Origin of the sequence: Pseudomonas sp. MWU349 (genome assembly GCF_017947325.1) — a bacterium.
GTDB lineage: Bacteria > Pseudomonadota > Gammaproteobacteria > Pseudomonadales > Pseudomonadaceae > Aquipseudomonas > Aquipseudomonas protegens.
In genome coordinates this window covers 225,325-243,776 of the sequence record NZ_JAFEVP010000007.1, presented here as the reverse complement: position 1 = coordinate 243,776, position 18,452 = coordinate 225,325, and the positions used below count along the sequence as shown (strand labels likewise).

General features: G+C 64.7%; 15 protein-coding genes. 8 read left to right on the top strand and 7 right to left on the bottom strand.

The window, feature by feature from the left end:
* Positions 1–33: 33 nt before the first annotated feature.
* A complete protein-coding gene (locus KCG88_RS26765; RefSeq protein WP_210713499.1) occupies positions 34–1,158 on the bottom strand; it encodes an HlyD family secretion protein in 1,125 nt (374 codons plus the stop codon).
* On the bottom strand, positions 1,155–2,816 hold the full coding sequence (locus KCG88_RS26760; protein WP_047336497.1) for an MFS transporter: 1,662 nt from the start codon (positions 2,814–2,816) through the stop codon (positions 1,155–1,157). The genes KCG88_RS26765 and KCG88_RS26760 overlap by 4 nt, the downstream gene beginning before the upstream one ends.
* Positions 2,817–3,018: 202 nt before the next feature.
* On the opposite strand from KCG88_RS26760, the gene dapF reads away from it, so the two are divergent.
* Complete coding sequence (gene dapF / locus KCG88_RS26755) at positions 3,019–3,813, top strand: diaminopimelate epimerase (RefSeq protein WP_210713498.1); 795 nt, start codon at positions 3,019–3,021, stop codon at positions 3,811–3,813.
* Positions 3,814–3,828: 15 nt separating this feature from the next.
* Here the strand turns inward: dapF and KCG88_RS26750 are convergent, their stop codons facing one another.
* Positions 3,829–5,313 carry a DASS family sodium-coupled anion symporter gene (locus KCG88_RS26750; RefSeq protein ID WP_047286102.1) on the bottom strand — a complete coding sequence of 495 codons (1,485 nt, stop codon included), beginning with the start codon at positions 5,311–5,313 and terminating at the stop codon, positions 3,829–3,831.
* Positions 5,314–5,599: 286 nt separating this feature from the next.
* Between KCG88_RS26750 and KCG88_RS26745 the strand changes: the two genes are divergently transcribed.
* Complete coding sequence (locus KCG88_RS26745; protein WP_047286100.1) at positions 5,600–7,222, top strand: methyl-accepting chemotaxis protein; 1,623 nt, start codon at positions 5,600–5,602, stop codon at positions 7,220–7,222.
* Positions 7,223–7,338: 116 nt separating this feature from the next.
* A complete protein-coding gene (locus tag KCG88_RS26740) occupies positions 7,339–8,535 on the top strand; it encodes an HD-GYP domain-containing protein (protein WP_210713550.1) in 1,197 nt (398 codons plus the stop codon).
* Between the two features lie 3 nt (positions 8,536–8,538).
* Here the strand turns inward: KCG88_RS26740 and bkdR are convergent, their stop codons facing one another.
* A complete protein-coding gene (bkdR, locus tag KCG88_RS26735) occupies positions 8,539–9,027 on the bottom strand; it encodes a Bkd operon transcriptional regulator BkdR (RefSeq protein ID WP_011060831.1) in 489 nt (162 codons plus the stop codon).
* 196 nt (positions 9,028–9,223) lie between these two features.
* Here bkdR and KCG88_RS26730 point away from each other — a divergent pair, with 196 nt between their 5' ends.
* The 5 genes from KCG88_RS26730 (at position 9,224) to KCG88_RS26710 (ending at position 15,513) form a co-directional block, all read left to right on the top strand.
* Positions 9,224–10,459, top strand: coding sequence for a 3-methyl-2-oxobutanoate dehydrogenase (2-methylpropanoyl-transferring) subunit alpha (locus tag KCG88_RS26730; protein WP_210713497.1), 1,236 nt, complete (start codon positions 9,224–9,226; stop codon positions 10,457–10,459).
* A gap of 1 nt (position 10,460) precedes the next feature.
* Complete coding sequence (locus KCG88_RS26725; protein ID WP_047286075.1) at positions 10,461–11,519, top strand: alpha-ketoacid dehydrogenase subunit beta; 1,059 nt, start codon at positions 10,461–10,463, stop codon at positions 11,517–11,519.
* The gene (locus tag KCG88_RS26720; RefSeq protein WP_210713496.1) at positions 11,520–12,821 is read left to right on the top strand and encodes a dihydrolipoamide acetyltransferase family protein; all 1,302 of its coding nucleotides are present in this window, start codon (positions 11,520–11,522) and stop codon (positions 12,819–12,821) included.
* Positions 12,822–12,824: 3 nt separating this feature from the next.
* A complete protein-coding gene (gene lpdA / locus KCG88_RS26715; RefSeq protein WP_210713495.1) occupies positions 12,825–14,216 on the top strand; it encodes a dihydrolipoyl dehydrogenase in 1,392 nt (463 codons plus the stop codon).
* A 277-nt stretch (positions 14,217–14,493) separates the two neighbouring features.
* Positions 14,494–15,513 (top strand): branched-chain amino acid aminotransferase, encoded by a 1,020-nt coding sequence (locus KCG88_RS26710; RefSeq protein ID WP_011060826.1) that lies wholly within the window; start codon positions 14,494–14,496, stop codon positions 15,511–15,513.
* Positions 15,514–15,610: 97 nt separating this feature from the next.
* Here KCG88_RS26710 and KCG88_RS26705 read toward each other — a convergent pair whose 3' ends face one another.
* From KCG88_RS26705 to KCG88_RS26695, 3 genes are read right to left on the bottom strand one after another with little or no spacing between them, the layout of a single operon-like run.
* Positions 15,611–16,309 carry a hypothetical protein gene (locus KCG88_RS26705; protein ID WP_210713494.1) on the bottom strand — a complete coding sequence of 233 codons (699 nt, stop codon included), beginning with the start codon at positions 16,307–16,309 and terminating at the stop codon, positions 15,611–15,613.
* A gap of 12 nt (positions 16,310–16,321) precedes the next feature.
* Positions 16,322–17,215 (bottom strand): TIGR03915 family putative DNA repair protein, encoded by an 894-nt coding sequence (locus KCG88_RS26700; RefSeq protein ID WP_047336490.1) that lies wholly within the window; start codon positions 17,213–17,215, stop codon positions 16,322–16,324.
* Complete coding sequence (locus KCG88_RS26695; protein ID WP_015635263.1) at positions 17,212–18,432, bottom strand: putative DNA modification/repair radical SAM protein; 1,221 nt, start codon at positions 18,430–18,432, stop codon at positions 17,212–17,214. Before KCG88_RS26695 ends, KCG88_RS26700 begins: the two co-directional genes overlap by 4 nt.
* Positions 18,433–18,452 lie beyond the last annotated feature (20 nt).

Here is an 18,452-nt window from a genome sequence, read left to right as displayed (position 1 = left end):
CAAGCCGGCTCCTACAGAGCGGCGCTGCGTCGGTTAGCGGGAGGTGTCGATGCTGACCACCACCGACAACCCCGGGCGCAGGCGGTCGAGCTCTGGCTGGTCCGGGTCGACGGTGATCCGCACCGGCACCCGCTGGGCAATCTTGACGAAGTTGCCGGTGGCATTGTCGGCCTGCAGCAAGGCGAACTCGGAACCGGTGGCCGGGGAGATCCGCTGCACCTTGCCGCTGAATTTGCGGTGGTTCAGGGCGTCCACGGTAAAGCTCACCGGCTGCCCGACCCGGACGTTGTCCATCTGGGTTTCCTTCATATTGGCAATCACCCACAGCTGGTTCGGCACCAGGGCCATGAGCTGGGCGCCGGAATTGACGTAGGCCCCCAGGCGCACGCCGATCTGCCCCAGCTGGCCGTCCCGCGGGGCAAGGATGCGGGTGTTGGACAGGTCGATCCGCGCCAGTTCCACTGCGGCTTCGGCGCTGGCCACTGCCGCTTCCAGGGAGCCGCGGTTGACGATCACGGTCTGCAGGTCCTGGCGGGCTATTTCCAGTTGCGCCTGAGCCTGAGCCACGGCGGCCACGGTCTGGGCATTGGCCGCGCGGGTCACGTCCAGCTCACGCCGGGACACCGAGCCGTCGGCAATCAGTGCCTGGTTGCGTTGCAGGTCGGCCGCGCTCTTGCGCGCCTGGGCCTGGCTGTCGGCCAGGGCCGCCTGGCGCAGCTTGATGGTGGCTTCGGCGCTGTTGCGCTGCTGCAGGGCATTGGCCAGGGCCGCCTTCTGCACCGCCAGTTGCGCCAGGGACTGGTCCAGGCGCTGCTGGTAGATACGGTCGTCGAGGCGCACCAGCAGGTCGCCGGCCTTGACCTGCTGGAAGTCCTGCACCGGCACCTCGAACACGTAGCCACTGAGCTGCGGGCCGATGATGGTCACCTGCCCCCGCACCAGGGCGTTCTCGGTGCTTTCGATGGCGCTGGAGAACGGTGGCAGCTGCCAGGCGTAGAGCACGATCAGCACACCGACGATGGCGATGGCGGCAAAGCCCAGGGACGAGATGATGCGCACTGCCAGCGGCCGCGGCTCGGTGGCCGGGATGGTTGGCGGGCCGCTGGGCTCGGGAGTCGAGGCAATGGCGTTGGTGGTGGGGTTGACGGTTTCGCTCATGAAGAAGAGGCACCACTTTGTTGAACGGGAGCCGGGGCGGCAGGCGCGACCGCTTGGGTCGTGCTCATCAGCCACAGGCTGCGAATGAATATCCAGATCATGGTCAGTACCGCAATCACCGCGATCAGCATGAATACATCGTTATAGGCCAGCACATTGGCTTCGCGCGTGGCCGCGGCGGCCAGGCTGCGTATGCCTTGCAGGGTGCGCAGGTCCGGGTCGGCGATGACCTTGCCATAGGCCAGCCCGCCGCTCTGTACCCGGGCCAGGACCTGGGGATCAAGCAGGGTCAACTGCTCGACGATATGGCTGGAATGGTACTTCTCGCGCACGATCTGGAAGGTCCCGAGCAAGGCCGAGCCGATCAGCCCGCCGAGGTTCTGGCAGATGCCGAACAGCACCGAGAAGCTCACCAGGTTGCGCGGGTTGGTCAGCACGTTGCGGGTGCCAAGGACCATGGTCGGGCCAAGAAAGAACGTACCGCCGAAGGCCAGCAGGAACTGGCTGAAGTACATGTTGGCCGGGCGCGTGAGGTTGCTCGAAAAGCTGTCCATTACCGACCCCACGGCCATCAGCGCCAGGGAAATGACCAGCGGCATCAACAGGTGCGCCGGGTTGATGGTCAGGGCGCTGGTGGCCAACCCGGCAATGCTGCCCAGCAGCATCACCCCGTAGAGCATGCGCATCTGCTGGCTGCTCATGTTCAGCGCCTGGAGAAAGCCTACGGCGCCGGTGGACTGTTCCGACAACACCATGCGAATCAGTATCACTGCCAGAGCCAGGCGGATCATCGCCCCGCTGCCCAGCCAGCGGGTCATCAGCATCGGGTTGCTGCGGTTGTGTTCAATGCACAGCCCGGCCAGGATCAGCACGATGGAGCCGGCACTGGCATAGCCGATCCACGGCGCCTCCAGCCACCAGTCGATACGCCCCAAAGACAGCACCGCGCACAGCAGCGCCACGCCAGTGGCCAATAGGGCAAAGGTCAGGAAGTCGAGTTTCTCGAAGGTACGGAAGCGGTCCCCCGGGGGCAGCTTGAGCATGAATACGCAGCCCAGGGAGGTCAGCGCCAGGCCCAGTTCGAACAGGTACAGGCCGCGCCATTCGGCGATCTGCAGCAGGTCCTCGGAAAACAGCCGGGCCAGGGGCAAGGCCAGTTGCGAGGCGCCCAGCCCCAGCACCAGGGCCTTGAGCCGCCACTTCGCCGGGAAGGCCTGGACCATGTAGTACAGGCCCAGGGAGCTCAGCGCCGCGCCGACCATGCCGTGGGCCGCGCGCACGGCGATGGCCGAGCTCAGGTCGTTGACGAACAGGTGGCCGAAGGTCACCAGGGCGTAGAGCACCAGGAACACTTCGGTGAAGGCGCGCAGGCCGAACTGCTGGCGAAACTTCACCAGCAACAGGTTCATCGACACGTTGGTCATCACGTAGGCGGCCGGCAGCCAGGCCATCTCCGCAGTGGTCGCCCCCAGCGCCCCCTGCAGGTAAGGCAGGTTGGCGATCACCAACGAGTTGCCCAGGCCACCGGTGATGGCCACCAGCAAGCCCACCAGCGCATAGGCCAGGCGCTTGTGGGTGGGGTGCAACGGTGTCGAGGGGGAACCGGGCAAACTGGGCTTTTCGTGGGGCTGCCAGTTGCGCGGGGCGTAGTGATCCATGCCATGACCTTGTGCTGTGCCGGCCGCTGTTGCGGCGGTCGGCGATGTTCCTGGTGGTCCGGCAGTGTGCCGGAAAATCCCCCAGCCCAGGCAACAGCCGGGCTCGCAGGATGAATTTTATTTTAAGGTGCTGGCGCCGGTGGCTTTTTTTCGGAATCCTGCATGCGCTGGCCCTTCCCTGCCCCCGCCTGCTGGAGCCCGAATGCCCCTGAACTTTGTGAAGATGCACGCCAATGGTGACGATTTCGTGCTGATCGACGCCCGTGGCCGCACCAACCCGATCACCCGCGAGCTGGCCAGAACCCTGGGGGACCGCCGGCGTGGCATCGGTTTCAATCAGTTGGTGGTGCTCGGCGATTGCAGCGACAGCGCGGCGCAACTGACCTTCTTCAACGCCGATGGTTCAAGCCTGGACACCTGCGGCAGTGCCACCCGGGGCGCCGCCGATCTGCTGATGCAGGAAAGCGGCGTCACCTCGGTGCAGGTGAAAACCGCCCGCGGACTGCAGCAATGCCTGCGCCTTGAGGATCGGTCGGTGTCGGTGGAAATGGGCCTGCCTTCGTTCGACTGGCAGTCCATTCCCCTGGCCCGAGAGCTGGACAGCCTGCACCTGCCACTGCCGGGAACACCGGCGGCGTGCAGCATGGGCAATCCCCATTGCAGCTTTTTCGTCGCCGACCTGGCCCCGCTGGACATTGCCACGCTGGGCCCAGAGATCGAGAACCACCCGCTGTTTCCGCACAAGACCAATGTGCACTTCATTCAGGTGATCGATCGCCAGACCATCCGCCTGCGCATCTGGGAGCGCAATGGCGCCATCCCCCTGGGTTCCGGCTCCTGCTCCTGCGCAGCGGCCGTCAACGGCATCCGCCGCGGCCTGCTGGACAGCCCGGTGCGGGTGCTGTGCGATGGCGGGCCGGTGACGGTGAGCTGGGACGGCCAGGGCAAGGTGCGCCTGGCCGGCAGCGTGACCCGGGTGTTCAGCGGGTCACTGTGAAGGGATTTACTTTTCCTACATCCAGCCCAGCCATTTCCACCAGGTCATGGCGAACACCAGCATCAACAGGTAGCCGATCAGCGTCACCAGCAGCCCGACCCGGGCGAACTGCCGCGCGTTGAAGGTCTCGGTGCCCAGGCAGACCATGTTCTGCGGCGCGTTGATGGGCAGGATGAAACCGTAGCTGACCACAAAGCCCAGGAGCATGGTCATGCCCAGGCGGCTGAATTCTCCCGGCAGGGTCTGCAGCACGGCGATCAGGATCGGCAGCAAGGCCGAGGTCAGCGCCGTGGCGCTGGCGAACCCCAGGTGAATGAGGATCAGGAACGCCGCGAGAATCGCGAACACCGCCAAAGGCCCCACCTGGTCCAGGCCGGTATGGGCCACCACCTGGCTCCCCAGCCACTGCCCGGCCTGGGTACTGAGCAGCGCCGAACCGAGGCTGATGCCAACCCCGAAGACGATCACCGTGCCCCAGGGAATGCGCGACTGCACATCCTTCCAGGTCATGATGCCGATCCGTGGCAGCAGCAGGATCACCAGCCCGGCGTAGGTGGTGGTCGTGGTGTCGAAGGGGTGCAGCTTGCCTTCGGTGGACCAGGCCAGAAGCAGCAGCAGCGACACCGCCAGCAGGCGTTTCTGCGGCCCGGTCATGGGGCCGATGTCCGCCAGGGACTGGGCCACCGCCTCCTTGCCGCCGGGGATGCTGTCGGTTTCCGGCGGCAGCAGTTTCAGCACCAGCCACAGCAGCACCAGGGACATGATCAGCGCCCAGGGCGCCCCGGCGATCAGCCAGTCGAGCCAGGCCACGCGCTGGCCGAGCATCTTGTCCATAAAGCCCACGGTCAGCAGGTTCTGCGCCGCGGCGGTCTGGATCCCGACGTTCCAGATGCTGGTGCCCTGGGCCACGACTATCATCAGCCCGGCGGCGATGTTGGAGCGCTTGTCGACGCCGAAGGCGGCAATCACCCCCATCATGATCGGCACCACGCAGGCACTGCGGGCGGTGGCGCTGGGCACCAGCAGGCTGAGCAGGATGGTCACGGCGATGGCGCCGACAAGGATGCGCCGGGTGCTGGTGCCGACCCGGGTCAGGGTCACCAGGGCGATGCGCCGGTCGAGGCCGGTGTGGGTCATGGCGGCGGCGATGAACAAGGCACCGGCCACCAGGGCCAAGGCCGAGTTGGAGAACCCGGTGAGGGCCAGGCTGATGGCCGCCGAGCTGCCATAGAGCTGGGTCGGGTCCTGCAGGGTCGGCGCGGTGCCGATCAGGAAGGCCATCAATGCGGTGATCATGATCGCGCTGGCCTCGTAGGACACCGCTTCGCTGATCCACACCACCACGGCAAAGGCCAGGATCGCCAGCATCCTGTGCCCCGCGACCGGCAGGTCGGCGGGCAGCGGCAGAAGCAGCACGGCGACCAGCGCCAGCACGGCGATCAACAGCCCGACGGGCAAGCGTGCCCGGGCCTCGGAGGCTTGACTGACAGGGGGGGTCATGTATGGGTATTCCTTCTTCTCCGGTTGGGCCTGCACAGCATGCCTGGGTCTTCGGCAAACGGCCTTGATGAGGGTCAAATGGAGCCGCCCGAGGGTTACCTAGACTGCACAAGTAACGCCTGCGAAAAAGGCATTGCCCGGCCTGTCGCCTTGCTGAACAACCCCGAAAAACTAGAAATACTTTTTTACATTTCTACAGATTTTTCACTTTAATGAGATCAGATTGGCATCAAGGCGACAGGGAGTCGAAGTATCAGCCGTACCACTCCAAACAAGCAGGTGCCTTATGGTGACAAGAAACATGAAATTGACCTTGCGTGCGCTAATCAGCTTCGGCTCGATCTGCGTGTTATTGGTTGGCCTGGGAGGACTGGCCCTGTGGAAGATGGGGCAGATCCATGATGCCGCGGTAGAGCTGCAAACCAACTGGCTGCCCAGCGTGCGGCAAGCCACCCTGATTGAATCGAGCACCCTGCGCCTGCGTCTCGAAACGCTGCACTATGTCACCGAGAATGCGGCTGACAAGGCCGCCACCCTGGGCAACCTCGCAACACTCAAGAGCAACCTCAACCAGGCCATCAAGGACTACGCTGCGCTGGTATCCAGCCCCCATGAGCAAGACACCTACGACCTGGTCAAGAGCGGCGCCCAGGCCTACCAGGACAAGCTGGCCGTGCTCCTGGAAAGCAGCAAGACCAGCAGCACCGAAGAGGCCACCAACTATGTCAACCAGGTGACGGTGCCCCTGGCCAACACCCTGCAGTCCTCCATCGATGAGCTGATCCGCATCAACGAACAAGGCGCGGCGCAATCGGCCACCGATGCCGGCGCCCAGTTCACCGCCGGGATTACCCTGACCGGGGTGATCATTGTCGTGGCCATCCTGCTCACCGCGCTGATCGCCCTACTCTTCACTCGCAGCATCATCCTGCCGGTGCAGACCCTGCTGGCGACCACGCGGAAAATCGCCGAGGGCGATCTGCGCACCCAGGTTGAAGTCAGCGGCCAGGACGAACTCACCGAGCTGCAGACCGCCACCCGGGCCATGCTCGACAGCCTGAAGTCGACCATCCGCCACATTGCCGATTCGTCCACCCAACTGGCCTCGGCCGCCGAGGAAATGAGCGCCATCACCCGCGAGTCCAACGCCGGCATCCAGCAGCAAAGCATGGAGACCGAACAAGCCGCCACGGCGGTCAACGAAATGACCGCCGCCGTCGAGGAAGTGGCGCGCAACGCAGTGTCCGCTTCGCAGTCGACCCAGGAATCCGAGCGCTCCGCCGGGCTGGGCAAGGAGCGGGTCGAGCAGACCATCCACTCCATCGAAAAGCTCACCGGCACCGTGGAAAACACCCGGGTGGAAATGGCCGGCCTGGCGCAACAGGCCCAGGACATCACCAAGGTCCTGGACGTGATCCGCGCCATTGCCGAGCAGACCAACCTGCTGGCCCTCAACGCCGCCATCGAGGCCGCCCGGGCCGGCGAGCAAGGCCGCGGCTTTGCCGTGGTCGCCGATGAAGTGCGGGCCCTGGCCCACCGCACCCAGCTCTCGACCCAGGAAATCGAACAGATGATCCAGGGCATCCAGAGCGGTTCGAACAAAGCCATGCTGTCCATGCAACAAAGCAGCGAGGACGCCAGCCAGACCCTGGCCATCGCCCATGAAGCCGGCTCGGCCATCGGTCACATTACCCAGGCCATCAGCCACATCAACGAACGCAACCTGATGATCGCCACCGCCTCGGAGGAACAGGCCCAGGTGGCACGCTCGGTGGACCAGAACCTGATGAGCATCCGCGACCTGTCGGTGCAGAGCTCGTCCGCCGCCAGCCAGACCTCCATTGCCAGCAGTGAACTGTCGTCACTGGCGGTCAGTCTGAACAAACTGGTGGCACGCTTCTCCCTATGACCGGGCGCGACCGGTCAAGCGGTTCAGGATAAGTAACGGCAAGGAGCGTTATCGATCAGCCGGCCCGGGCGCCTCTTGGCGCCCGAGCCGGTCTGAATCAGGTGGGGGGCTTGACCGTGCTCAAACTCATTTCCGTGCAGCAGTTGCAGATGGGCATGTACATCCACCAATTCTGCGGTTCGTGGCTGGACCATTCGTTCTGGAAAGCCGGCTTCGTGCTCAATAGCCGCGCCGACCTGCAGCGCTTGCATCAGTCCAATGTCAGCAGCCTGTGGATCGACACGGCCAAGGGCCTGGACCTGCCGGCGAACCCGCAGCCCAGTGCCCCGGCCACCCAGCCGCCGCTCAAGAGCGACGCCCCGCTGCGGGTGGAGCGGGCCGAGGAAATCCAGCGCGCACTGAAGATCTGCGCCCACTCCAAGAAGGCGGTAATGCAGATGTTCCAGGAAGTGCGCATGGGCCAGGCCATCGAGCTGGTCAAGGTGGACGACCTGGTGCACAACGTCTCCACCTCGCTGCTGCGCCACCCCGACGTACTGATCAGCCTGGCCCGTCTCAAGACCGCCGACGACTACACCTACATGCACTCGGTGGCGGTCTGCGCGCTGATGGTGGCGGTGGCCCGGCAACTGGAACTGCCGGTGGCCCAGGTGCACCAGGCCGGGGTCGCCGGGCTGCTGCACGACATCGGCAAGCTGACCATCCCCGAGAGCATCCTCAACAAACCGGAAAAACTCTCCGCCGACGAGTTCGAACGGATCAAGCTGCACCCCGCCGCCGGTGGGGCCATCCTGCGCCAGAACCCGCAGCTGGACGCGCTGGTGCTGGATGTGTGCCTGCACCATCACGAAAAGATCGACGGCAGCGGCTACCCGCACCACCTGGCGGGGGAGCAGATCAGTCTATTCGCACAGATGGGCGCGGTCTGCGACGTGTATGACGCCGTGACCTCGACCCGCCCCTATAACCGTGGCTGGGACCCGGCCGAGGCCTTGCAGCGCATGTCCGGCTGGACCGGACATTTCGACTCGCGGGTGTTGCAGGCCCTGGTCAAGTGCGTCGGCATCTATCCGGTGGGCTCTCTGGTGCGCCTGCACAGCGGCAAGCTGGCGGTGGTCCTGGAGCAGAACAGCGAGTCGCTGCTGCTGCCCAAGGTCAAGGTGTTCTTTTCCACGCGCTCGAAGATGCCCCTGCCACAACGGATCCTGGACCTGTCACGGCTGCAGGGCGAGGAACACATCGTCGCCCGGGAAGCGCCGGAGGCTTGGGACTTCAAGCAGCTGCAGCAGCTGTGGAACGAAATCCCGGCCTGAGCCTCAGGTGCCCAGGGTCAGGCCGTTGGCCGGCAGCGGCAGCGCGGTCTTGTAGCGCACCTGCTTGAGGGCGAAGCTGGAGCGGATATTGGCCACCCCGGGGACCTTGGTCAGGAAGTCCATCATGAAGCGTTCCAGGGACTGGATGCTGGGCACCAGCACGCGGATCAGGTAGTCCGGGTCACCCGCCATCAGGTAGCACTCCATCACTTCCGGGCGGTCGGCAATCGCCTCCTCGAAGTGCTGCAGGGCCTCTTCCACCTGCTTCTCCAGGCTGACGTGGATGAACACATTGACGTGCAGCCCCAACAGGTCGGCATCCAGCAGGGTCACCTGCTCGCGGATCAGCCCCAGTTCCTCCATGGCCTTGACCCGGTTGAAACACGGGGTGGGCGAAAGATTCACCGAGCGGGCGAGGTCAGCGTTGGTGATGCGGGCATTCTCCTGAAGACTGTTGAGAATGCCGATATCGGTACGGTCCAGTTTGCGCATGAGACAAAACAACCTTTTTTTTATGTTTATGCAGATTTTTTATCTGCAAATACCGTCCAGCGCAATGAAACAGAGATAAATATTCTTCTACGCCCGGCCTATGATGTTTGTAGGACAAGATTTCTCTTACCCAGGGAATGACTGTCAGCTAGCGCGCCCAATTACAAGAAATCCACAAGATCGAGCGTAGAAAGCCATGACCACCGCGTATGCACCGCTACGCCTGCACGTTCCCGAACCCTCGGGGCGTCCCGGCTGCAAGACCGACTTCACCTACCTGCGTCTTAACGATGCCGGCCTGGCCCGCAAACCTCCTATCGATATCGAACCTGCCGACTGCGCCGACCTGGCCCGTGGCCTGATCCGCGTGCTCGACGACCAGGGCAACGCCCTGGGCGACTGGGCCGCGGACGTGCCTATGGAGATTCTCCGCCAGGGCATGCGCGCCATGCTCAAGACGCGGATCTTCGACAATCGCATGGTGGTCGCCCAACGGCAGAAGAAGATGTCCTTCTATATGCAGAGCCTGGGCGAGGAAGCCATCGGCAGTGCCCAGGCCCTGGCCCTGAACATCGACGACATGTGCTTCCCCACCTACCGCCAGCAAAGCATCCTGATGGCCCGGGAAGTGCCGCTGGTGGAGATGATCTGCCAACTGCTGTCCAACGAGCGCGATCCGCTCAAGGGGCGCCAGTTGCCGATCATGTACTCGGTGAAGGAATCCGGGTTCTTCACCATCTCCGGCAACCTGGCGACCCAGTTCGTGCAGGGCGTGGGCTGGGGCATGGCCTCGGCGATCAAGGGCGATACCAAGATCGCTTCGGCCTGGATTGGCGACGGCGCCACCGCCGAGTCGGACTTCCACACCGCCCTGACCTTCGCCCACGTGTACCGCGCACCGGTGATCCTCAACGTGGTCAACAACCAGTGGGCGATCTCCACCTTCCAGGCCATCGCCGGCGGTGAAGCCACCACCTTCGCCGGACGCGGCGTGGGCTGCGGCATCGCTTCCCTGCGGGTCGACGGCAACGACTTCATCGCCGTCTACACCGCCTCGCGCTGGGCCGCCGAACGCGCCCGGCGCAACCTCGGCCCGACCCTGATCGAGTGGGTCACCTACCGCGCCGGCCCGCACTCCACCTCCGACGACCCGTCCAAGTACCGCCCGGCCGACGACTGGAGCCACTTCCCCCTGGGCGATCCGATTGCCCGCCTCAAGCAGCACCTGATCAAGATCGGCCAGTGGTCCGAAGAGGAACACGCCGCGGTCAGTGCCGAGCTGGAAGCCCAGGTCATCGCCGCCCAGAAGGAAGCCGAACAGTACGGCACCCTCGCCGGCGGCCAGATCCCCAGCGCCGCGACCATGTTCGAGGATGTCTACAAGGACATGCCCGAGCACTTGAAACGCCAACGCCAGGAACTGGGGATCTGAAATGAACGATCACAACAACAATATCCAGCTGGACACCGCCATGACCACCACCACCATGACCATGATCCAGGCCCTGCGCTCGGCCATGGATGTGATGCTTGAGCGTGACGACAACGTCGTGGTGTTCGGCCAGGACGTGGGCTACTTCGGCGGCGTGTTCCGCTGCACCGAAGGCCTGCAGGCCAAGTACGGCACCTCGCGGGTGTTCGACGCGCCGATCTCGGAAAGCGGCATCGTCGGCGCGGCCATCGGCATGGGCGCCTACGGCCTGCGCCCGGTGGCGGAAATCCAGTTCGCCGACTACGTCTACCCGGCCTCGGACCAGATCATTTCCGAAGCCGCGCGCCTGCGCTATCGCTCCGCCGGCCAGTTCACCGCGCCCATGACCCTGCGCATGCCTTGCGGCGGCGGCATCTACGGCGGCCAGACCCACAGCCAGAGCATCGAGGCGATGTTCACCCAGGTCTGCGGCCTGCGCACCGTGATGCCCTCCAACCCCTACGACGCCAAGGGCCTGCTGATCGCCTCCATCGAGAACGATGACCCGGTGATCTTCCTCGAACCCAAGCGCCTGTATAACGGCCCGTTCGATGGCCACCACGACCGCCCGGTAACCCCCTGGTCGAAGCACCCGGCGGCCCAGGTGCCGGACGGCTACTACAAGGTGCCCCTGGATGTGGCGGCCATCGCCCGCCCGGGCAAGGACGTCACCGTCCTCACCTACGGCACCACCGTCTATGTGTCGCAAGTGGCGGCCGAGGAAACCGGCATCGACGCCGAGGTCATCGACCTGCGCAGCCTGTGGCCCCTGGACCTGGACACCATCGTCAAGTCGGTGAAGAAGACCGGCCGTTGCGTGGTGGTACACGAAGCCACCCGCACCTGCGGTTTCGGCGCCGAACTGGTGTCGCTGGTGCAGGAACACTGCTTCCACCACCTGGAAGCCCCGATCGAGCGCGTCACCGGTTGGGATACGCCGTATCCCCACGCGCAGGAGTGGGCATATTTCCCAGGGCCGTCCCGAGTGGGCGCGGCGCTGCAACGGGTCATGGAGGTCTGAATGGGCACGCACGTAATCAAGATGCCGGACATCGGCGAAGGCATCGCGGAAGTGGAACTGGCGCAGTGGCACGTCAAGGTCGGCGATCAGGTAGTGGAAGATCAGGTGCTGGCGGACGTGATGACCGACAAGGCGATGGTCGACATCCCCTCCCCCGTTCACGGCACGGTCATCTCCCTGGGCGGCGAGCCCGGTGAAGTGATGGCGGTGGGCAGCATTCTCATCAGCATCGAGGTCGAAGGCGCGGGCAACCTCAAGGAGTCCGCCCAGGCAGCCGCACCGGCGGTAAAAGAGCCGGCAGCTATTAATAAGCCGGCGGCGGCCGCGCCAGTGGTCGAAGCGCCGAAGGTGGAAAAAGCCGTCGTCAGCCAAGCCGCCTGCCGCGCCGCGCCCCAGGCACCGGTGGCCCGGGAAGCCGACGAACGCCCGCTGGCCTCGCCGGCGGTGCGCAAGCACGCCCTGGATCTGGGCATCCAGCTGCGCCTGGTGCAAGGCAGCGGCCCGGCCGGGCGCATCCTGCACCAAGACCTGGAGGCCTACCTGGCCCAGGACAGCCAGCCGCTCAAGGGCTACCCGGCGCCGGGGGCCGGTTATGCCGAGCGCCACGACGAAGAGCAGATCCAGGTCATTGGCATGCGCCGCAAGATCGCCCAGCGCATGCAGGAGTCCAAGCACCGCGCTGCGCACTTCAGCTATGTCGAGGAAGTGGACGTCACCGCCCTGGAAGAGCTGCGCATCCACCTCAATGAAAAACACGGCGCCACCCGCGGCAAGCTGACCCTGCTGCCGTTCCTGGTGCGGGCCATGGTGGTCGCCCTGCGCGACTTCCCGCAGATCAATGCCCGTTACGACGACGAAGCCCAGGTCATCACCCGTCACGGCGCGGTGCATGTCGGGGTCGCCACCCAGAGCGACGTCGGCCTGATGGTACCGGTGGTGCGCCACGCCGAAGCCCGCAGCCTGTGGGGCAACGCCGAGGAAATCGCGCGCCTGGCCCAGGCTGCTCGCAGCGGCAAAGCCGCCCGGGATGAACTCTCCGGCTCCACCATCACCCTCACCAGCCTCGGTGCCCTGGGCGGGATCGTCAGCACCCCGGTGCTGAACCTGCCGGAAGTGGCGATTGTCGGAGTCAACCGCATCGTCGAGCGGCCCATGGTGGTCAAGGGCCAGATCGTGATCCGCAAGATGATGAACCTCTCCAGCTCCTTCGATCATCGGGTGGTCGACGGCATGGACGCTGCGCAATTCATCCAGGCCATTCGCGGCCTGCTCGAACAACCCGCCACGCTGTTTGTGGAGTAAGACATGCAACAGACTCTCAATACCCAACTGCTGATCATCGGCGGCGGCCCTGGCGGTTATGTGGCGGCCATCCGCGCCGGCCAGCTGGGCATTTCCACCATTCTGGTGGAGGGCCAGTCCTTGGGCGGCACCTGCCTGAACATCGGTTGCATCCCGTCCAAGGCGCTGATCCATGTCGCCGAGCAGTTCCACCAGACCCGCCACCACAGCCAGGGCTCGGCCCTGGGCATTGAAGTGGCCGCACCGACCCTGAACATCGGCAAGAGCGTGGAATGGAAGGACGGCATCGTCGACCGCCTGACCACCGGGGTCGCCGCGCTGCTGAAGAAAAACAAGGTCCAGGTGATCCAGGGCTGGGCCAGGGTCATCGACGGCAAGACCGTGGAGATCGAAGGCGCCGATACCCGTATCCACTGTGAGCACCTGCTGCTGGCCACCGGTTCGAAAAGTGTCAACCTGCCGATGCTGCCCATCGGCGGGCCGATCATCTCTTCCACCGAGGCCTTGGCGCCCAAGACCCTGCCCAAGCGCCTGACCGTGGTCGGCGGCGGCTATATCGGCCTGGAACTGGGCATCGCCTACCGCAAGCTCGGCGTCGAAGTCAGCGTGGTGGAGGCTCAGGAACGCATCCTGCCGGCCTACGACGGCGAACTGACCCAGCCGGTGCTGGAGTCGGTGAAGCAGTTGGGGATCAAGCTCTACCTCAAGCACAGCGTGCTGGGCTTCGATGCCGCCAGCAGCAGCCTGCAGGTGCGCGAACCCAATGGCGACACCCTGAACCTGGCCACCGACCAGGTGCTGGTGGCGGTGGGCCGCAAGCCCAACACCCAGGGCTGGAACCTGGAAAGCCTGAACCTGGAGATGAACGGCGCGGCCATCAAGATCGACCACCGCTGCCAGACCAGCATGCGCAACGTCTGGGCCATCGGCGACCTGAGCGGTGAGCCGATGCTCGCCCACCGGGCCATGGCCCAGGGCGAGATGGTCGCCGAGCTGATCGCGGGCAAGCACCGGGAATTCAACCCGGCGGCGATCCCGGCGGTGTGCTTCACCGACCCGGAACTGGTGGTGGTGGGCAAGACCCCGGACGAGGCCCGCGCCGCTGGCCTGGATTGCATCGTCAGCAGCTTCCCGTTCGCGGCCAATGGCCGGGCCATGACCCTGGAATCGAAAAGCGGTTTCGTGCGGGTGGTGGCCCGAAGTGACAATCACCTGATTGTCGGCTGGCAGGCAGTGGGAGTCGGAGTCTCCGAGTTGTCCACGGCGTTCGGCCAATCCCTGGAAATGGGCGCGCGCCTGGAAGACATCGGCGGCACCATCCACGCCCACCCGACCCTGGGTGAAGCGGTTCAGGAAGCGGCGCTGCGGGCCCTGGGCCACGCCCTGCATCTGTAACCATTCAAGGGGCACACAGGACTGTGCCCAGTTAGGAGCGAGCTTGCTCGCGAAAGAGCTGGCGGGAATAGCCAAGCGTTCTCGCCGAGACCTTCGCGAGCAAGCTCGCTCCTACAGGGGGTATGGGGGAAGCTTCATAAGCAGGCTAAGTTTTTTTGCGCCCCCTCCCATCGTCCGGGATGCGGCATGCCCCCGGAATGCAGTATTGTTGTGCCCATCCAAAAAAACGTCAGAAGCCTTGAGCCGTTCCGACGGTTGTTAAGCGATAGAGGGTGTCATGGGTAACGAAAGCATCAATTGGGACAAGCTGGGTTTTGACTACATCAAGACAGACAAGCGCTATCTGTCGCACTGGCGTAACGGCGAGTGGGACGCAGGCACCCTGACTGAAGACAATGTGCTGCACATCAGCGAGGGCTCCACCGCCCTGCACTATGGCCAGCAATGTTTCGAAGGCCTCAAGGCCTACCGCTGCAAGGACGGTTCGATCAACCTGTTCCGTCCGGACCAGAACGCCGCACGCATGCAGCGCAGCTGCGCCCGCCTGCTGATGCCGCAAGTCTCCACCGAACAGTTCATCGAAGCCTGCAAGGCCGTGGTCAAGGCCAACGAACGCTTCATCCCGCCCTACGGCACCGGCGGCGCGCTGTACCTGCGCCCGTTCGTGATCGGCGTCGGCGATAACATCGGCGTGCGCACCGCGCCGGAGTTCATCTTCTCGATCTTCGCCATCCCGGTCGGCGCCTACTTCAAGGGCGGCCTGACCCCGCACAACTTCCTGATCTCCAGCTACGACCGCGCGGCGCCTCAGGGCACCGGCGCGGCCAAGGTCGGTGGCAACTACGCCGCCAGCCTGATGCCCGGCGCCCAGGCCAAGAAAGCCAGCTTCGCCGACTGCATCTACCTCGACCCGCTGACCCACAGCAAGATCGAGGAAGTGGGTTCGGCCAACTTCTTCGGCATCACCCATGACGACAAATTCGTCACCCCCAACTCGCCATCGGTACTGCCGGGCATTACCCGCCTGTCGCTGATCGAACTGGCCAAGACCCGCCTGGGCCTGGAAGTGGTCGAAGGCGACGTGTTCATCGACAAGCTGGCGGACTTCAAGGAAGCCGGTGCCTGCGGTACTGCCGCGGTAATCACGCCGATCGGCGGCATCGAGTACCAGAACAAGCTGCACGTGTTCTACAGCGAAAAAGAAGTCGGCCCGATCACCCAGAAGCTCTACAAAGAGCTGACCGGTGTGCAGACCGGCGACGTCGAAGCGCCAGCGGGCTGGATCGTCAAGGTCTGATTCCCCTCCCTGCTTCAGCCGAGCCCGCCCCTGGTTGCCAGGGGCGGGCTTTTTCATGCCTGGAGCCTGCAGGATGCCAGCCGAAGGCGGGGCTCCCTCAGAGGCTGATACCGAACAACATCAGCACCTGTTGCGTTCCATCCACCACCAGCAGCGCGGCCTGGGAAGCCATCAAGGTGTAGAGAAAGCTTACGATCAATACGCAGAGTTCGAACCAGACGAACATCGGCCAGTCGCTGGCGCGCAGCGGTCGCTCTTGCATGAGCTGCCTCACGCCGTTGCGTGGCAGGTGATAGACGATCTCGAACACCTTGGTCTCGCGAAAATTCTTGACCACTGCATACATCACGGCAAAGCCGGTGACAGCCGCCATCCACCAGAAACCGACCTGTTCCATCCCCCTGTGCCCCTGGAACTGGAGGCTGGCGCTCTGTTGAAAAAAAAGCATGCCCACCGCTGAAACCAAAGGCATCACGACCCCGAAGTAGACCACCAGCCCCAGGCTGGCCATGGCCACACCGCTGGCAAACACACTGATGCGGATCACCCAGGCGAGGAACCCGGGGGAAAACTTCGAATAGGCCCTCTGGGTTTCGATCACCAGCAAGGGGATCAGCATGGTCAGCACCCCGACCCCGATATCAACGGTCTTGAACCCGGTCTTGGGCAGCAGCAGCGCCGCCAGGAAGGTCACGCCGCGGCTGCCCACCCGCCACATCATCTTCGCGTCGTCAGTCACTCCCTTCGACCAGAATTCCTCGGTAATGCCCTTGCCGTCATCCACGCCTTCATCCATTGGCTGCCTGCCTCATTGTTCAAAGCCGCCCATTGTCAGGGAAGGCCCTGGGGCCTGCCCAGCGCTATCGCCGCGCGGCTGGCCGATCCGCTTGCCTGGCCGTGCTGCCACCTGGCTGGCCTGCCCGTCGCGCTGCTTGCCGTGGCGAGCCTGGTTGATCAGTGCCGGAATCAGCGGCCCCTCGGGCAAGTGCTTCCAGAAGCGCGCCGGCAAATGGCCCTGCATCACCCGGGGGTTGAGCCGCGCCGGGTTGAAGATATGGCTGTAGTAGGCCAGCCACAGCTCGCCCCCGGGGTCTTCACTGGCCTGGGCCAGTTGCCGCCAGGCGCTGGGGCAGCGCCTCTGGTGGTGCAGTTGCGTACCGTCGAAATACACCCCGTCCCGGGGCGTGGCGATCATCCAGCGGTGGCGCCCCATGCGCCCGATGAAATGCCGGCTGGCCGGGGCCAGGATGTCGTGGGCCGGCTCGTGCCAGGCCACGTATTCAGGCTGCTCGGCCAGCTGTGAGCGGCCCGCGGGCAAGCTGACGAAGCGCACGAAGGCATGCAGGTGATGGGCCTCGCGGTCGACTTGCTTGATTCGCCGCTGCAACTCGCTGCCCAGTTGATCGCCGCTGAGCATGGCCGTGCGGTCGCCATGGCTGACCCGCCACAGCACCTCGTACAACAGGCTCCAGCGCTGATCGCCGCGATAGCAGGCGGCCCGTTCCAGCAGCTGCAGCAGGGCCTGGGGAATCCGCGCACGAAACGGCCCGGGCTGCTGCGGGCAGTCCTCATCGCTGGCGAACAGATCGGCCTCCTGCGTCCCGGACCAACTGACCCGGCTCGGGTCGATGGAATGGCTGAGCAGCCAGCGCGCCTGCTGGCGCCAGGTGTCGAACAGGTCGTCACAGTCCAGGCTGATCATCCCCAGAGCCCCATCTGCTGAGGTTGCGGGCGTTCCCGCAGTTGCTGGTAGAGCAGCGCGCTGCTGGTTTCCGCCTGCTGCGGGTGATAGTCGCTGGTGATGAAGAACGGCCTGGCCTTGCTCAGCACACAGCGCATGCGCGCCAGGTCCTCGTAGCGGATACGCCGCTCGCGGCGCAGTTCCACCAGGCGCTGGGTAGTGCGCAGGCCAATCCCTGGAATGCGCGAGATCAGCGCCGGTTCTGCACGGTTCAGGTCCAGGGGAAACACGCTGCGGTTGTCCAGGGCCCAGGCCAGCTTGGGGTCCATGTCCAGGGCCAGGTGCCCCGGCCCCTGGAACAGTTCGTTGGCACTGAAGCCATAGCCGCGCAGCAGGAAGTCGGCCTGGTACAAGCGGTGCTCGCGCATCAGCGGTGGCGCGGCCAGGGGTACGCTTTTCGGGCTGTTGGGAATCGGGCTGAAGGCCGAGTAATAGACCCGGCGCAGGCGGAAGTTGCCGTACAGCGCCTCGGCGCTGTGGAGGATGGTGCTGTCGTCGGTGTCATCGGCGCCGACGATCATCTGGGTGCTCTGCCCGGCCGGGGCGAAGCGCGGCGCCCGGGGCTCGTTGAGCACCGTCTGCTCGCCGGTATAGATGGTGCCCATGGCCTGCTTGATCGAGCCCAGGTGCTTTTCCGGGGCCAGGGCCTTGAGGCCCTGGTCGGTGGGCAGCTCGACGTTGACGCTGAGGCGGTCGGCGTAGCGCCCGGCCTGCTCGATCAGCAACGGGTCGGCGTCGGGGATGGTCTTGAGGTGGATGTAGCCACGGAACTCGTGCTCTTCGCGCAGCAGCCTGGCCACCTGCACCAGTTGCTCCATGGTGTAGTCCGCCGAGCGGATGATCCCCGAGCTGAGGAACAGCCCGCTGACGCAATTGCGCCGGTAGAAATCCAGGGTCAGGCGCACCACTTCCTCGGGGCTGAAGCGTGCCCGGGGTACGTCGCTGGAACGGCGATTGACGCAGTACTGGCAGTCGTAGAGGCAGAAATTGGTCAGCAGCACCTTGAGCAGCGAGACGCAGCGTCCATCCGGCGTATAGCTGTGGCAGATGCCCATGCCATTGCTCGAACCCAACCCACTCTTGCCTTCGGAGCTGCGCTTGGGCGCGCCGCTGCTAGCGCAGGAAGCGTCGTACTTGGCGGCATCGGCGAGGATGCTCAGCTTGTCGATCAGTTGCATGGTCGGGCCCGTATACTGTT

Coding starts and splice junctions, on each gene's coding strand:
- KCG88_RS26725 (WP_047286075.1), top strand. CDS start 10,461: ATGAACGATCACAACAACAATATCCAGCTGGACACCGCCATGACCACC.
- KCG88_RS26765 (WP_210713499.1), bottom strand. CDS start 1,158: ATGAGCGAAACCGTCAACCCCACCACCAACGCCATTGCCTCGACTCCC.
- KCG88_RS26720 (WP_210713496.1), top strand. CDS start 11,520: ATGGGCACGCACGTAATCAAGATGCCGGACATCGGCGAAGGCATCGCG.
- KCG88_RS26760 (WP_047336497.1), bottom strand. CDS start 2,816: ATGGATCACTACGCCCCGCGCAACTGGCAGCCCCACGAAAAGCCCAGT.
- KCG88_RS26745 (WP_047286100.1), top strand. CDS start 5,600: ATGGTGACAAGAAACATGAAATTGACCTTGCGTGCGCTAATCAGCTTC.
- KCG88_RS26710 (WP_011060826.1), top strand. CDS start 14,494: ATGGGTAACGAAAGCATCAATTGGGACAAGCTGGGTTTTGACTACATC.
- KCG88_RS26700 (WP_047336490.1), bottom strand. CDS start 17,215: ATGATCAGCCTGGACTGTGACGACCTGTTCGACACCTGGCGCCAGCAG.
- KCG88_RS26730 (WP_210713497.1), top strand. CDS start 9,224: ATGACCACCGCGTATGCACCGCTACGCCTGCACGTTCCCGAACCCTCG.
- KCG88_RS26705 (WP_210713494.1), bottom strand. CDS start 16,309: ATGGATGAAGGCGTGGATGACGGCAAGGGCATTACCGAGGAATTCTGG.
- bkdR (WP_011060831.1), bottom strand. CDS start 9,027: ATGCGCAAACTGGACCGTACCGATATCGGCATTCTCAACAGTCTTCAG.
- KCG88_RS26750 (WP_047286102.1), bottom strand. CDS start 5,313: ATGACCCCCCCTGTCAGTCAAGCCTCCGAGGCCCGGGCACGCTTGCCC.
- lpdA (WP_210713495.1), top strand. CDS start 12,825: ATGCAACAGACTCTCAATACCCAACTGCTGATCATCGGCGGCGGCCCT.
- KCG88_RS26695 (WP_015635263.1), bottom strand. CDS start 18,432: ATGCAACTGATCGACAAGCTGAGCATCCTCGCCGATGCCGCCAAGTAC.
- dapF (WP_210713498.1), top strand. CDS start 3,019: ATGCCCCTGAACTTTGTGAAGATGCACGCCAATGGTGACGATTTCGTG.